The following is a 13,363-nucleotide window of genomic DNA, read 5'->3' on the forward strand; positions in this document are numbered from 1 at the left end:
GTGAGGAAATCAAAATGGAGTATTCGGTAACCGACTTAAACAGCCAAAGGTTCATTGAGATTTCAGCAGAGCAGTGGCAGAAAAATTGCAATGAAAAACAGATTTTGTTGCGTTATTTAGCTGTTCCACTGCAAGAAACCGAAGAACAGCTTTGGCTAGGGATTGATGATATGCAAAACCTCAATGCCTGCGAGATTTTTGCGTTTATCTACCACAAACAGATTGAACCTGTTTTGATTTCCTCCGAAGAATTAAAATTTTTGCTCAATGCCCTTTCGCCTGAGCAGAGTAGCCAGCAGAGTGAAATTTATGAAGAAAATCCGCTTTATCCTTTTTCCGAGAATAACGAGCAGCCGGATAGAAATGATCCGATTATCCAAATTTTAGAGAATTTGTTTAAGTTCTGTTTGCAACAGAACGCTTCCGATATCCATCTTGAACCACAAAAAGAGACATTATTAATTCGATTAAGAATTGATGGCGTGCTACATATTTATAAAAGCTTGCCGAGTAGTTTATCCAGCCGTTTGATTTCACGGGTTAAATTATTGGCGAAGCTCGATATCAGCGAGACTCGCTTGCCACAAGACGGGCAATTTCATTTCAAAACACTGTTAGCTGAAACACTGGATTTCCGTGTTTCTACCTTGCCAACGCACTTCGGCGAAAAAGTGGTGCTACGGCTACAAAAAAATAAACCGACCCATTTTGATTTTTTAGATTTAGGCTTTAACCCGGCTCAGAAAGCCAATTTGCTGAATGCCCTCAGTCAGCCTCAAGGGTTGATTTTAGTAACCGGCCCGACCGGGAGCGGTAAAAGCATCACGCTTTACAGTGCATTAAGCCATTTAAACAGCAGTGAAAAGCATATTTTAACCGCGGAAGACCCGATTGAAATTGAGATTGAGGGAATTATCCAAACCCAAGTGAATCGAGGGATTAATTTAGATTTCAGCCAACTGTTAAGAACCTTTCTACGCCAAGATCCGGACATTATTATGCTCGGCGAAATTCGTGATGAAGAGAGTGCAGAAATGGCACTAAGGGCAGCACAAACCGGGCATTTGGTGCTTTCGACTTTGCACACCAATGATGCCCCTTCAGCGGTGGAACGGTTGCTACAGCTTGGCATAAAAGAGTATGAACTTAAAAATTCATTGCTACTCGTGATTGCTCAACGCCTGTTACGCCGAGTGTGTGAGAAATGTAGCGGAGCAGGTTGCGAGCATTGTTATCAAGGCTATAAAGGGCGAATCGGTGTGTATCAACTCTTTAGCCGAGCTGCAAAAAATTTTGAAAAAAACACCGCTTGTTTGGATTTTAAAACCCTTGCCGACAGTGCAAAAGAAAAATTGGCGGAAGGAAAAACCAATCAGGCAGAAATTTTAAGGGTGCTAGGCAATGACGAAAATCTATGAATTTCACTGGAAAGCTCTGAGCCGATTCGGGCAGAAACAGAGGGGCAAGCGGTTGGCAACGAATCGAGAAATGTTGGAAAACCTTTTACTGGCACAAGGTTATCAGCACATTCGGATTAGCCGAAATTTTGTGCTTTCAGCGAACCCAAAAAAAGAAGAGGTAAATAGCCTGTTATCACAGCTTGCATTGTTGGTTAATTCTGCCATTCCGCTAAAACAGGCATTGTCTATGTTATTGCAAAACTGCCGAAATATCCGCCTTTATCAATGGTTGAATGCACTGATTCAACTCATTGAAAGTGGCTATGCTTTTTCACAATCGTTAGAAAAACTAGGTCAATTTGTGAGCAATCAAGAAATTCAGCTAATCAAAATGGGCGAACAAAGCGGAAAACTGGGCATTATGCTGACTAATTTAGCTGAAAGCCGAGCGAAATCGGAAAAATTGGCGAAAAAAGTGAAGAAAATCCTGTTCTACCCGGTGATTGTGTTGCTGATTTCACTCGCTTTATCTATCGGGCTATTGGTTTTGATTGTACCGCAGTTTGCTCAACTTTATGGCTCAAAAGACAAAACTTTACCCCTCATTACCGATATTTTATTTACCCTTTCCGAATGCTTGATTGAGCAAGGTACAGTGTTGCTTGGTACGTTACTACTAGCGGTCATTTTTTACCTGTTTTTTGCAAAAAAGAGCAGGTTAGTCGCAAAGTGGAAAATGGCTCTATGGGCTAAAATGCCACTGTTTAGTCGAATTATTGAGCAATCTCGCATTATCTTTTTCAGCCAAAACATTGCCTTAATGCTGAATGCCCATATTCCGCTTGATGTTGCCTTGAGGTCGTTTTTATCCGAGAAAAATGATGACCCGATTTTACAGCAAGAAATTGGCACTATGCTTAATTTGTTACAACAAGGCTACAAATTTTCACAAGGGATCAACCCGAATGTGTTTGGGGCTGAGATGGCACAAATGCTTGAGGTTGGGGAGAAAAGTGGCAATGTGGCGAAAATGTGTGAGCATATTAGTGAGATGTACCAACAAAAATTAGATTACCAAATTGATATTTTGTCTCAGCTATTAGAACCGATGCTAATGCTGATAATAGGCGTGATTGTCGGCACTATTATTGTCGGGCTGTATTTACCGATTTTTGATATGGGTGCTTTGGTGGAGTAGCGATGTTAATACTGTTTTCCCTCTTCATTGCGGTTTGGCTCAAAGCGGAGATCCCTCGATTTGCTATTAGAGTTAATCACCAAATTTACCAAGAAACGACTTCATTGGTGAATATTGGCTTAACCGAGCAACAGTTTTTGGCTCAATCGTTGCTACAACCGAAACAGCCCCAATCGGCAAATCTATTTTTTCTCCTTTTCCCATTAATTATGCTTTGCTCGGAAAGCCCTATTATCGGCACGATTTTTATTCTGCTCTGTTTTTTATCACTGTTAGATATGTGCTATTACCTAACGGATATTCGCTATCTCGTGCTTATTTTTTTGTTGGTGTTATGGGAGAGTTTAGCCGATTTCCAACACCAAACTTTTACCTTTACCCTTGTTTTTTGCCTGTTGATTGGCTGTGTATCACAGCTTGTGTTTAAAAAGGAGGCATTTGGCTACGGCGATATGTTGCTATTGGTTGCGTTATCCCCACTCTTTCGGCTCGAAAAAATGCTCTTATTGATATTAGCCGCTTGCCTGCTAGGGATTGGATATTTCTTGGTTTATTGGATAATGAAAAAGCAGAAATTAGCAAAATTGGCGTTTATTCCGTTTATTAGCACAGCGATGTTGCTAGTGCTAATGCTTGAAAGCAGGGGGATTAATTACTAGAATTGAGTTGTTTTCATTTTGAGGAAAGGAATTAATTTTTATGACTTACGTTGTAGGCTTAACCGGTGGAATAGGTAGTGGCAAAACCACAGTGTCTGATTTATTTTCAGCTCTTGGGGTAGAGGTAATTGATGCTGATGTGGTGGCTCGCCAAGTTGTTGAACCGGGTACACCGCTTTTAGCCAAGATTGTAGAACACTTTGGCGAAGAGATCTTAACCGCTGAAAAAGCATTAGAACGCACTAAACTTCGCCAAATTGTCTTTAACAATGAACAGGAAAAAACGTGGCTCAATAATTTGCTTCACCCCGCCATTCGAGAAGAAATGGTAAAAAAATTGCAAGAATCGACCGCTTGTTATGTGATTTGGGTCGTGCCGCTTTTAATTGAAAATAAGCTCACCGAATATTGTGATCGCATATTGGTTGTTGATGTTTCTCCTGAAATCCAACTGGAAAGAGCAACCAAACGTGATAACAGTAAAATTGAAACCATTAAAAATATTATGGCAGCCCAAGTCAGCCGTGAAGAAAGATTAAGTTATGCTGATGATGTGATTGAAAATAACTTGCCATTTGAACAGGGCTTGCTTTTAATTAAAGAGCAGGTTCAAGCCTTACATTATAAATACTTAGCATTAGCAAAAAAGGAAAAAGAATGCCAGAAACTATTGTAAACTGCCCGACTTGTGAAAAAGATGTGGTGTGGAGTAAAGAAAGTAAATACCGCCCGTTTTGTTGTGAGCGTTGTCAGCTCATTGATTTAGGGGATTGGGCGGCGGAAAAGCATAGTATTGCGAGTGTGGAAGAAACACTGTTTAGTGAGGATTTGGAAAAGTATTGATTTACGCAAAATTAGCGGAGAAACGTTCCAGCTCTTGCCAAATATCATCGCTAAACTCTTGTTTCACCTTACGCTCTAATTCAGCAAGTTGTTGGATTAGAGCGTAAAGTTTTTGGTAAGTCAGTCGTTGAGTGATCTGGTTGTAAAAAGGTCTGCGGTTTTGCCAAATTTTCAGGCGGTCAAATTCTGTTCGTAAATTACCAATAAAAAGCGGTTGTTCGCTGGAAATCACGTCAGTAGGGTTCCGTGTGATTTCGAGCAAAATCATCAACTCTTTTTGCACAATTCTTAATAAAACGACCGCTTGTACTTCTTCATTTTGCAGATGGTGCAAAATGCGTTGAGCTCTTTGGATTTTCCCTTCAAATAACGCATCAATCCATTGAAATGGGGTAAATTGGGCGGAGTGTTCAACCACTTCTTGGGCTTTTGTCAGCGTGATTTTTCCATCAGTCGCATTGAGTTGTAGCAGTTGTAATGCCTGTTTAAGAGCCAGTAGATTTCCTTCATAGCTATAACAAAGCAGTTGGGTTGCTTCATTTTCAATCTGCAAATTCATCGCTTTTGCTCGATGATTTACCCATTGTGGGAGCTTGCTAAGTTCCGGTGTTTGGCAGTTGATTTGCACGAGATTTGGCTCAATTTGCGTGAACCAAGCCTGTTTTTCCATTGTTTTGGAAAATTTAGGTAAGTGCAGAATAAAGAGCAAATCACCATGAATGAAGGTGCAAAGCTCAGCCAGTTTTTTAAACTGTGTTGCCGTGGGGGAATCCGGAAAATTCAGTACCATAATTTGGCGTGCAAAAAACAATCCCATTGATTGGGCTGTTTCAAAAAGCTCTTCCCAGTTGGTGTCGTTTTTGATTTCAACTTCTTTTTTTTCATCAAAACCGTTGAGGCGGGCGGTGTGAATAATGGCATCTTTGGTTTCATTCACCAATAGTAGATCGTTCCCTGTTAATAGATAAAAGGGCTGCAGGCCTTTGTTTAATGAAAGTTGAAGTGTTTCCGGAAAGATTTTTTGCATATAGATAAACAATGGGCGAAATATATTTCGCCCCTACAATGATTATTTTGAAAGTTCTTTTTTTAAGCCCGCCATTTTGATAATTAATTGGCGAGAGGCTTGTTCATACATATCTTTCATAATCATCTCTTTTTCAGCGGATTTTGCCAGTGCTGCACGAGAATCATCAAAGAATGTACGGTGAACTGAAACTTCTAATGGGTATTGCCCTTTATTTGGAATATCGGCAATCGCATCAACGTTTAGCGTTAAGATTTTTTCTGCTTCACGGGCTTGTTTAAATACAGAAACTACCTTGCTATCTGTTGAGGTTGAAACCAAACGTAGTTTTGCCACATTAGCAGAGCTTGGCACTAATTTTACATCGCTTAGTTGTAACTGATTGCGTAAAATTCGAGACATTTCGCTATGTTGATCTGCACTTTCAAAGGTTAATGTTCTGAGCGATTCAGGTAATACCTCATTGTTTTTAAAGTGCCAACCGCAGGCGGTAAGAGCAAAAACAGCAATGAGAGAGAGTTTTTTAATCATAACTTTTCCTCTAAATCGGTGTAAGCGTTACGCTTATGCCATTGATTAAAATGGTACAAACGTAACGCTTGCACCATCTATTTATACGGATATTATCCTTTTACTGCAAAGCTCAACATTTTAAATGGAATGTAGATTTCTTTTACAATCTGCTGACCATCTAAGAATTTAGCCACGTTTGGATCGGCTTTGGCGATGGCTTTAACTTCATCTTCCGTTGCGGTTGCTGAAACAGTGATTTTTCCACGCACTTTTCCGTTTACTTGTACTACCACCAATTTTTCGTCTTCCACCATAGCGGATTCGTCAGCTTGTACCCAAGGGGCAAAATCGATGGTTTGCTCATTGCCTAATACTTGCCATAACTCAAAGCAGATATGTGGCGTGATTGGGTAAAGCATACGCACCACCGCACTTAATGCTTCTGCCATTACGGCTTTATCTTGTTCGGTTTCAAGTGGGGCTTTGGTGAGCTTGTTCATCAATTCCATCACCGCAGCAATCGCTGTATTGAAGGTTTGACGACGACCAATATCATCACTCACCTTAGCGATGGTTTTGTGTACATCACGGCGAAGTTCTTTTTGAGCTTTGTCTAAGGCATTCACATCTAATGCAGTCGTTGCCGGATCTTGAGCATAGTTATACACTAAATTCCAAACACGACCTAAGAAACGTTTTGCCCCTTCAACGCCGGATTCTTGCCATTCTAATGTCATTTCCGCAGGGGAGGCAAACATCATAAACAAGCGAACTGTGTCAGCACCATATTTTTCCACCATTTCTTGCGGATCGATACCGTTGTTCTTTGATTTCGACATTTTAGTCATACCGCTGTGAACCAGCTCACGCCCTTGTGGATCGGTTGCTTTGATGATACGACCTTTCTCATCACGTTCTAATGTGACTTGTGTCGGACTGACCCAAATACGCTCGTTAGTCGGGCTGGTGTAATAGAACGCATCGGCAAGTACCATACCTTGGCATAACAGTTTAGTCGCCGGTTCGTCCGAATTTAAAATGCCTGCATCACGCAATAATTTGTGGAAGAAACGGAAGTAGAGCAAGTGCATTGTGGCGTGCTCAATGCCGCCGATATATTGATCGACCGGTAGCCAGTAGTTTGCCTCGTCTGAATCTAACATTCCTTCGTGATATTGTGGGCAAGTATAGCGTGCATAGTACCAAGAGGATTCCATAAAGGTATCGAAGGTATCGGTCTCACGCAATGCCGGTTTGCCGTTGTAAGTGGTTTTGGCCCACTCAGGATCCGCTTTAATCGGGCTTTGAACGCCGTTCATTACCACATCTTCAGGCAGAATCACCGGTAAATCTTGTAATGGAACGGTAACCACTTCGCCCTCTTCTGTCGTCATCATTGGGATTGGTGCACCCCAATAACGTTGGCGAGAAACGCCCCAGTCACGCAGGCGGAAGTTTACTTGGCGTTTACCTACGCCCATTGCTTCTAATTTATCGGCAATTGCATTGAAAGCCGTATCAAATTCTAAGCCGTCAAACTCGGCAGAGTTGATTAATTTACCGTGTTCGGTGTAAGCCGCTTTGCTGAAGTCCCACTCTGAACCATCAAGCGGTTGAATTACCTGATTAATTTGCAAATCGTATTTTTGTGCAAATTCAAAGTCACGCTCATCGTGAGCCGGAACTGCCATTACTGCACCTGTACCGTAGTGCATTAACACGAAGTTTGCGACCCAAACCGGTACTTCTTTGCCTGTTAATGGGTGAATAGCAAACAAGCCGGTTGCCATTCCTTTTTTCTCCATGGTGGCTAATTCTGCTTCTGCCACTTTGGTGTTTTTCGCTTCACGGATAAATTCAGCCAATGCCGGATTATTTTGTGCAGCTAATTCTGCTAATGGGTGAGCCGCAGCAATCGCCACATAGCTTACGCCGAAGAAGGTATCCGGACGGGTAGTGTAAACCGGTAATTCTGCATTTGAACCGGCAATTTTAAAGGTGATTTCTACCCCTTCGGAACGACCGATCCAGTTGCGTTGCATGGTTTTTACTTGATCCGGCCACTGTGGGAGATTATCTAACTGCGTTAATAATTCTTCAGCATAGTCAGTGATTTTGATAAACCATTGCGGAATTTCACGCTGTTCCACCGGGGTGTCACAACGCCAGCAACAACCTTCGTGCACTTGCTCGTTGGCAAGTACGGTTTCATCATTCGGACACCAGTTTACGGTTGAGGTTTTTTTATACACCAAGCCTTTTTTATAAAGCTCAGTGAAGAACCATTGCTCCCATTTGTAGTATTCCGGACGGCAAGTGGTGACTTCACGATCCCAGTCATAAGAGAAGCCCAACATTTTAAGCTGACCTTTCATATATTCGATGTTTTCGTAAGTCCATTTTGCCGGTGCGGTATTATTTTTCACCGCAGCACCTTCCGCCGGTAAACCGAAAGCGTCCCAACCCATTGGCTGTAATACATTTTTACCGATCATTCGCTGATAACGAGACACTACATCACCAATGGTGTAGTTACGCACGTGCCCCATATGTAGCTTACCTGACGGATAAGGCAACATTGAAAGGCAATAATATTTCTCTTTGGTAACGTCTTTAACTGCTTTAAAAACTTTATTTTCTGCCCAATAACGCTGAACCTTAGGTTCAATCTCACTTGGGTTATACTGCTGTTGCATAAAATTTAACCTTTAAATTTAACTGAAAAAATTGCCGATAGGATACCGCAAAAACGCCTTTTTTTGAATGGCAAGCGGTGGAATTTAGCTGGTTTTTTGCAAATTTTTGCTATTAGCCACATATTGACTCACAAGGTATTCCATCTCGATCTCTATCTAAGCTTTTTATGCCACATTGGCGTAAATAAAATTTAGCCTCAGCACAGTTATTCATTTCTGAACAATATCGTTTTCCCCCACATTGTAATGATGTTGCTGGCTTTTGAGTATTTCTAGAGTTTAGTTGTTTTGTGTTTGTCTTTGGTTTTACTTTAGTTTGTGAAGTAGATAATGTTTTGGCTGATTCTGGGTGATTTATTTTCTTAGAATAATTTTGTTTTTGATTATTTGAATTTAAGGGGATCTCTTTTGTAGATATAAGAACATCTTTCTCTTTTTCCTGATCGTTTATTAGAGATGAATTTTGAGCTGGTTTAGATGGTGTATCTATTGATTGCACTAATGATTGAGTTTGTGTAGAGCTCCCTTTTAAAGGTTCTTTGGAATCTCCACCAATACATTTAGATAGTCCGCTGGCAACGAAGAGTATTAGCATAAAGCCCCCTATATTGCCTGAACCTTTTATTTTTCTACGTCTTGCCATATAGCCTCCATAAACAAAAAAACCAACCCCATTTCTGAGATTGGTTTCATTTATTAATTATTAAGCTGCAATTACTTCCAAACCACCCATATAAGGTCTTAACACCTCAGGTACAGTAATAGAACCGTCCGCATTTTGGTAGTTTTCTAGCACAGCAACCAGTGTACGACCAACCGCTAAACCCGAGCCGTTTAAGGTGTGAACCAAGCGAGTTTTCTTGTCGCCTTTGGCTTTGCAGCGGGCAGACATTCGGCGGGCTTGGAAATCCCACATATTTGAGCAAGAAGAAATCTCACGGTAAGTGTTTTGTGCCGGTAGCCACACTTCTAAGTCGTAGGTTTTTGCCGCACCAAAGCCCATATCACCAGTGCAGAGTAGAACTTTGCGGTATGGCAAGCCTAAAAGTTGTAATACTTTCTCAGCGTGACCGGTTAATTCTTCTAAGGCTTCCATTGATTTTTCAGGGGCGACAATTTGCACCATTTCCACTTTTTCAAATTGGTGCATACGAATTAAACCACGAGTATCACGCCCATAAGAACCGGCTTCTGCACGGAAACAAGGAGTGTGGGCGGTATAACGCAGTGGTAAGCTGTCTTCATCAATGATTTCATCTCGCACTAAGTTCGTTACTGGCACTTCAGCGGTTGGAATCAAACCGAATGGGCGTTGCACCTCGTTTGGATCTTGCCCTGTTAATGGTTGAGTATGGAATAAATCTTCGCCAAATTTTGGTAGCTGACCTGTGCCGTATAGAGTGTCGTGATTGACTAAAAATGGCACATTGGTTTCCACATAGCCGTGTTGTTCAGTGTGTAAATCCAACATAAATTGAGATAATGCACGATGTAAACGGGCAAGTTTACCTTTCATCACCACAAAACGGCTGGCGGTTAATTTTACACCGGCAGCAAAATCTAAACCGTTTAAGTTTTCGCCAAGGGTAACGTGATCTTGAACTTCAAAGTCAAATTGACGTGGTTCACCCCAACGTAATACTTCTAAATTCTCGCTGTCGTCTTTACCAAGAGGCACTTCATCTGCCGGTAAGTTTGGTACAGAAAGCAATAACTCACGGATTTCTGCCTGTACTTTATCCAATTCTACTTTCGCAGTGTCTAATTCGTTGCCCATTGAATCCACTTCGGCTAATAAGGCTGAAATATCTTCGCCACGGGCTTTTGCTGCACCGATATTTTTAGAACGAGTGTTACGTTCTGCTTGTAAGGTTTCTGTTTTAACTTGTAGCGTTTTACGTTGTTCTTCAAGGTTTTTTACCCGCTCTACATCTAAAATAAAATTACGTTTGATTTTAAGAGCTGCAGCAATGTCTTCTAAATTGGTACGAAGTAGGTTTTGGTCGATCATTTTATGTTCCTTAGTTTAAATTTGTTTTTCACTCTCTCTTTATGGGAGAGAGTAATTATTCATTTAGCCACGATTGGCATTTTTCATAATACGCTGTTTAGCCACTTGCCATTCACGGTCTTTAATATCTTCACGTTTATCGTGCAGTTTTTTACCTTTGGCTAAGCCGATTTTTACTTTCACCCACGCATTTTTCCAATACATTGAGGTGGCAACAATGGTATAACCTTCACGATTGACTTTACCGAACAGTGAGTCTAACTCACGTTTATTCAGTAAAAGTTTTCGGGTGCGGGTTGGGTCGCTGACAATATGAGTGGATGCCATATTCAAAGGCGTAATCATTGCCCCAAACAAGAAAGCTTCGCCATTGCGAAATATCACATAGCTATCGCTGATATTGCCTTTGCCGGCACGCAATGCTTTGACTTCCCAGCCTTGTAGCGCTAAGCCGGCTTCAATTTCATCTTCAATGAAATATTCGTGTCTGGCACGTTTATTTAATGCAATCGTATTTGATGCAACTTTAGGTTTTTTTGCCATAATTTTAAAAGTCTTATAAAAATTCCTTAAATTCTACCCTAAACAAGCTAAACAGTGAACAACCAAAGGGCGGAAAGGTTTACAAGCGGTCAAATTTGCTGAATTTTTTGCAAAAAGCCAGAGAAAAATCACCGCTTGTAATTACTCAAACATATCCGCCAATAAAAATTGTAGCACCGAATCCATTCTGAGGTGTGGAATCGGTTGGTCGTAGGCAATTTGTTTGGGCTCGAATTGATCAAATTCAAAACGGTTAAATTGCCAGTAATGCTTATCCGGTAAACGGCTTGGCACTGTGCCGGGGTAGAGCGTGACTTGTTTTCTGTCGCTAGAACGAATCCCTCTTATCGCTTTAATAACTTTATCCTGCTGAGTCACTTTCACCGCATCGGTCGCTTGAATCGAGGAAATGGCTAAATAGCCGGTTTCGATACCGTCAAATTCTGCGTGTCTTCCGCCTTCTTGCACTAATTGTCGCATTAGGCTTTCTAAATTTGGCACTTGGTCGCTGGTAATGTGATCCGCCTTTGTTGCGATAAACAGCAGTTTGTCAATATTTGACGAAAACAGGCGGTGGAACAGCGAACGATTGCCATAATGAAAATGTTTAAACAGTTGCTGTAACCCTAATTTCATTTCCATAAATTCATTGTAGCCATAATTTAACGGAGTTAGGCAGTCTGCCAGAATCACTTGGCGGTCAAATTGCGAGAAGTAATCTTCATAAAACGGCTTAACGATTTTTTTCTGGTAATGCTCATAGCGTTTTTTGAGAGTATGGAAAACACTGTTTCTGTCGCTTTGTTCCAATTTCTCCCAATCCGTTTCGCTTAAATCTAATAACGGAAAAAATTGGAAAACCGGTGCACCTTTGGCGTTCTCAGTGGGCAGTACAAACCGCCCCGGCTGAATATATTGCATTCCTTGAGCTTTGCAGGCGAGCAAATAATCGGTGTATTGTTGGCTGAGGTCTGCCAGTAAATTTTCATCAGCTTTTGCAAAAAGATCGAGTTTTTTAACCGCTTGTAACCAAGGCGTGGCAAGCTCTGCACGCTCATCTTTATGCACATTTTGTTGCGTTTGCGACCACTCTTTATAGGAAAGGGAGAGCAAGGGTAAATCTAGCAACCATTCGCCCGGGTAGTCGAAAATATCCAAATAAAGCGTGCCGGTTTCCTTAATATGACGCAGCAGGGAATGTTGCCGTTGGTAGCGAATTGCAAGGCGAATTTCGCTGATGCCGGTAGTTGAATTTGGCCAACAGGGAGGCTGGGCTTCAAAACATTGCCGGTTTTTGTCATATTCAAAACGAGGAATAGTTAAATCCCCTTGCTCAACGCGTTTTACCGATAGAATCTGCCCGTGGCGTGCAGGCGCAAACAGGTTTAAATGCGAATTACCGCCTTTGTTGATATGCAAAAGCTGATCAACCAAGCTGGTAATAAACGCCGTTTTACCACTACGGCTTAAGCCGGTAACGGCGAGGCGTAAATGGTTGTCGAGTCCACGCTGGACAAAGTTATTCAGTTTGTGGTGAATTTTTGAAAACATTTTGCAAAATTTATTGATAAAATAACCGCTTGATTATACAACGTTGCAGGGGCGTGTGAAATGGAAAACCAAAAACAAGCAGAAATCGAACTGAAAATAATGTTGGAGCCGCAGAATGTGGCGTTAGTGGAAAACTACTTGAATCAAACCATGCCATTCCCTGTGCTTGCTCATCAAACAGAACTGTTAGGCAACACCTATTATGATACCCCGGCACAATTTTTTGCTACGCAAAAAATGGGGTTACGGGTGCGTTCCGTGAATCAACAATATGAAATCACGCTAAAAACGCAAGGGGAAATTGTAGGCGGTCTGCATATTCGCCCGGAATATAATTTAGCCTTACCCAATAGCCAGCCGGATTTTCAAACATTAGTGGAAAAATACCAGTTGCCGTTTGAAAATTCAGAGCAGATTGCAGAAAGCCTGCAAGCGACTTTCAGCACCGACTTCACCCGCAAAACTTGGTTGTTGCGAGTGGGGCAGTCTGAACTTGAGGTAGCGTTAGATTTGGGCACCATTAAAAATCATTTTGGTGAAGAGCCGATTTGTGAATTGGAATTTGAAATCAAGCAGGGAGAATTGAGCGATTTGTTTACCTTGGTTGATGCAATACCAAAAGCGAATGGGATGTGGTTGAGCAATTTAAGCAAAGCCCAGCGGGGTTATTTGCTTGGGCAAGCGGTCAAATTTGAGCAAAAAATTGCAACCGCAGTGGTGGGGGAAAACAGTGAAAAATTAGCTCAATTATTGGCTGATTTTATTCGTATCGGTAATGAAAAATCAGAAGTGCTGGCACGTTTTAATCAATGCACTCAGCAACAATTTAGCAACTGGCAACAGGCGAGAGCCTTTGTGAAAAGTCAGGCTTATTTAGAGGATAATTTAAAGGCATTGAAACAACAATTCTAATAAAGAAAGC

General features: G+C 41.4%; 12 protein-coding genes and 1 pseudogene. 6 read left to right on the forward strand and 7 right to left on the reverse strand.

Annotation, left to right across the window (positions count from 1 at the left end):
- Nucleotides 1–14: 14 nt before the first annotated feature.
- From ACJ7Z2_RS06665 to yacG, 5 genes are read left to right on the forward strand one after another with little or no spacing between them, the layout of a single operon-like run.
- Entirely contained in the window at nt 15–1,418 is a 1,404-nt protein-coding gene (locus ACJ7Z2_RS06665) for a GspE/PulE family protein (protein WP_409499746.1), read from the forward strand.
- On the forward strand, nt 1,402–2,598 hold the full coding sequence (locus ACJ7Z2_RS06670) for a type II secretion system F family protein (RefSeq protein WP_409499747.1): 1,197 nt from the start codon (nt 1,402–1,404) through the stop codon (nt 2,596–2,598). The genes ACJ7Z2_RS06665 and ACJ7Z2_RS06670 overlap by 17 nt, the downstream gene beginning before the upstream one ends.
- A gap of 2 nt (nt 2,599–2,600) precedes the next feature.
- Nucleotides 2,601–3,257 carry a prepilin peptidase gene (locus ACJ7Z2_RS06675; RefSeq protein WP_409499748.1) on the forward strand — a complete coding sequence of 219 codons (657 nt, stop codon included), beginning with the start codon at nt 2,601–2,603 and terminating at the stop codon, nt 3,255–3,257.
- A 40-nt stretch (nt 3,258–3,297) separates the two neighbouring features.
- Nucleotides 3,298–3,933, forward strand: a complete 636-nt coding sequence (gene coaE, locus ACJ7Z2_RS06680; RefSeq protein ID WP_020831305.1) for a dephospho-CoA kinase — start codon at nt 3,298–3,300, stop codon at nt 3,931–3,933.
- A complete protein-coding gene (gene yacG / locus ACJ7Z2_RS06685; RefSeq protein ID WP_409499749.1) occupies nt 3,915–4,100 on the forward strand; it encodes a DNA gyrase inhibitor YacG in 186 nt (61 codons plus the stop codon). Before coaE ends, yacG begins: the two co-directional genes overlap by 19 nt.
- Nucleotide 4,101: 1 nt before the next feature.
- Here the strand turns inward: yacG and holA are convergent, their stop codons facing one another.
- From holA to ACJ7Z2_RS06720, 7 genes and pseudogenes are all read right to left on the reverse strand, one after another.
- Nucleotides 4,102–5,127: a DNA polymerase III subunit delta gene (gene holA / locus ACJ7Z2_RS06690; protein ID WP_409499750.1), complete on the reverse strand. Its 1,026-nt coding sequence runs from the start codon at nt 5,125–5,127 to the stop codon at nt 4,102–4,104.
- 42 nt (nt 5,128–5,169) lie between these two features.
- Nucleotides 5,170–5,658: an LPS assembly lipoprotein LptE gene (gene lptE, locus ACJ7Z2_RS06695; RefSeq protein ID WP_409499751.1), complete on the reverse strand. Its 489-nt coding sequence runs from the start codon at nt 5,656–5,658 to the stop codon at nt 5,170–5,172.
- Between the two features lie 92 nt (nt 5,659–5,750).
- Nucleotides 5,751–8,336: a leucine--tRNA ligase gene (leuS, locus tag ACJ7Z2_RS06700; RefSeq protein WP_409499752.1), complete on the reverse strand. Its 2,586-nt coding sequence runs from the start codon at nt 8,334–8,336 to the stop codon at nt 5,751–5,753.
- A 112-nt stretch (nt 8,337–8,448) separates the two neighbouring features.
- Nucleotides 8,449–8,577, reverse strand: a pseudogene (locus ACJ7Z2_RS06705) (excalibur calcium-binding domain-containing protein); the annotation flags it as partial.
- Between the two features lie 462 nt (nt 8,578–9,039).
- Nucleotides 9,040–10,347, reverse strand: coding sequence for a serine--tRNA ligase (serS, locus tag ACJ7Z2_RS06710; protein WP_409499753.1), 1,308 nt, complete (start codon nt 10,345–10,347; stop codon nt 9,040–9,042).
- 63 nt (nt 10,348–10,410) lie between these two features.
- Nucleotides 10,411–10,890, reverse strand: coding sequence for an SsrA-binding protein SmpB (smpB, locus tag ACJ7Z2_RS06715; protein ID WP_409499754.1), 480 nt, complete (start codon nt 10,888–10,890; stop codon nt 10,411–10,413).
- Nucleotides 10,891–11,031: 141 nt separating this feature from the next.
- A complete protein-coding gene (locus ACJ7Z2_RS06720) occupies nt 11,032–12,441 on the reverse strand; it encodes a YcjX family protein (protein ID WP_409499755.1) in 1,410 nt (469 codons plus the stop codon).
- Between the two features lie 60 nt (nt 12,442–12,501).
- On the opposite strand from ACJ7Z2_RS06720, the gene ACJ7Z2_RS06725 reads away from it, so the two are divergent.
- Complete coding sequence (locus ACJ7Z2_RS06725; RefSeq protein WP_409499756.1) at nt 12,502–13,353, forward strand: inorganic triphosphatase; 852 nt, start codon at nt 12,502–12,504, stop codon at nt 13,351–13,353.
- Nucleotides 13,354–13,363 lie beyond the last annotated feature (10 nt).

The sequence above is a fragment of the Mannheimia glucosida genome (genome assembly GCF_046267875.1).
Classification (GTDB): domain Bacteria; phylum Pseudomonadota; class Gammaproteobacteria; order Enterobacterales; family Pasteurellaceae; genus Mannheimia; species Mannheimia glucosida.

Excerpts from the sequence above, each read along its gene's own strand:
- ACJ7Z2_RS06675 (WP_409499748.1), top strand. The coding sequence starts at position 2,601 with ATGTTAATACTGTTTTCCCTCTTCATTGCGGTTTGGCTCAAAGCGGAG.
- holA (WP_409499750.1), bottom strand. The coding sequence starts at position 5,127 with ATGCAAAAAATCTTTCCGGAAACACTTCAACTTTCATTAAACAAAGGC.
- ACJ7Z2_RS06725 (WP_409499756.1), top strand. The coding sequence starts at position 12,502 with ATGGAAAACCAAAAACAAGCAGAAATCGAACTGAAAATAATGTTGGAG.
- serS (WP_409499753.1), bottom strand. The coding sequence starts at position 10,347 with ATGATCGACCAAAACCTACTTCGTACCAATTTAGAAGACATTGCTGCA.
- yacG (WP_409499749.1), top strand. The coding sequence starts at position 3,915 with ATGCCAGAAACTATTGTAAACTGCCCGACTTGTGAAAAAGATGTGGTG.
- ACJ7Z2_RS06665 (WP_409499746.1), top strand. The coding sequence starts at position 15 with ATGGAGTATTCGGTAACCGACTTAAACAGCCAAAGGTTCATTGAGATT.
- lptE (WP_409499751.1), bottom strand. The coding sequence starts at position 5,658 with ATGATTAAAAAACTCTCTCTCATTGCTGTTTTTGCTCTTACCGCCTGC.
- ACJ7Z2_RS06670 (WP_409499747.1), top strand. The coding sequence starts at position 1,402 with ATGACGAAAATCTATGAATTTCACTGGAAAGCTCTGAGCCGATTCGGG.
- leuS (WP_409499752.1), bottom strand. The coding sequence starts at position 8,336 with ATGCAACAGCAGTATAACCCAAGTGAGATTGAACCTAAGGTTCAGCGT.
- coaE (WP_020831305.1), top strand. The coding sequence starts at position 3,298 with ATGACTTACGTTGTAGGCTTAACCGGTGGAATAGGTAGTGGCAAAACC.
- ACJ7Z2_RS06720 (WP_409499755.1), bottom strand. The coding sequence starts at position 12,441 with ATGTTTTCAAAAATTCACCACAAACTGAATAACTTTGTCCAGCGTGGA.
- smpB (WP_409499754.1), bottom strand. The coding sequence starts at position 10,890 with ATGGCAAAAAAACCTAAAGTTGCATCAAATACGATTGCATTAAATAAA.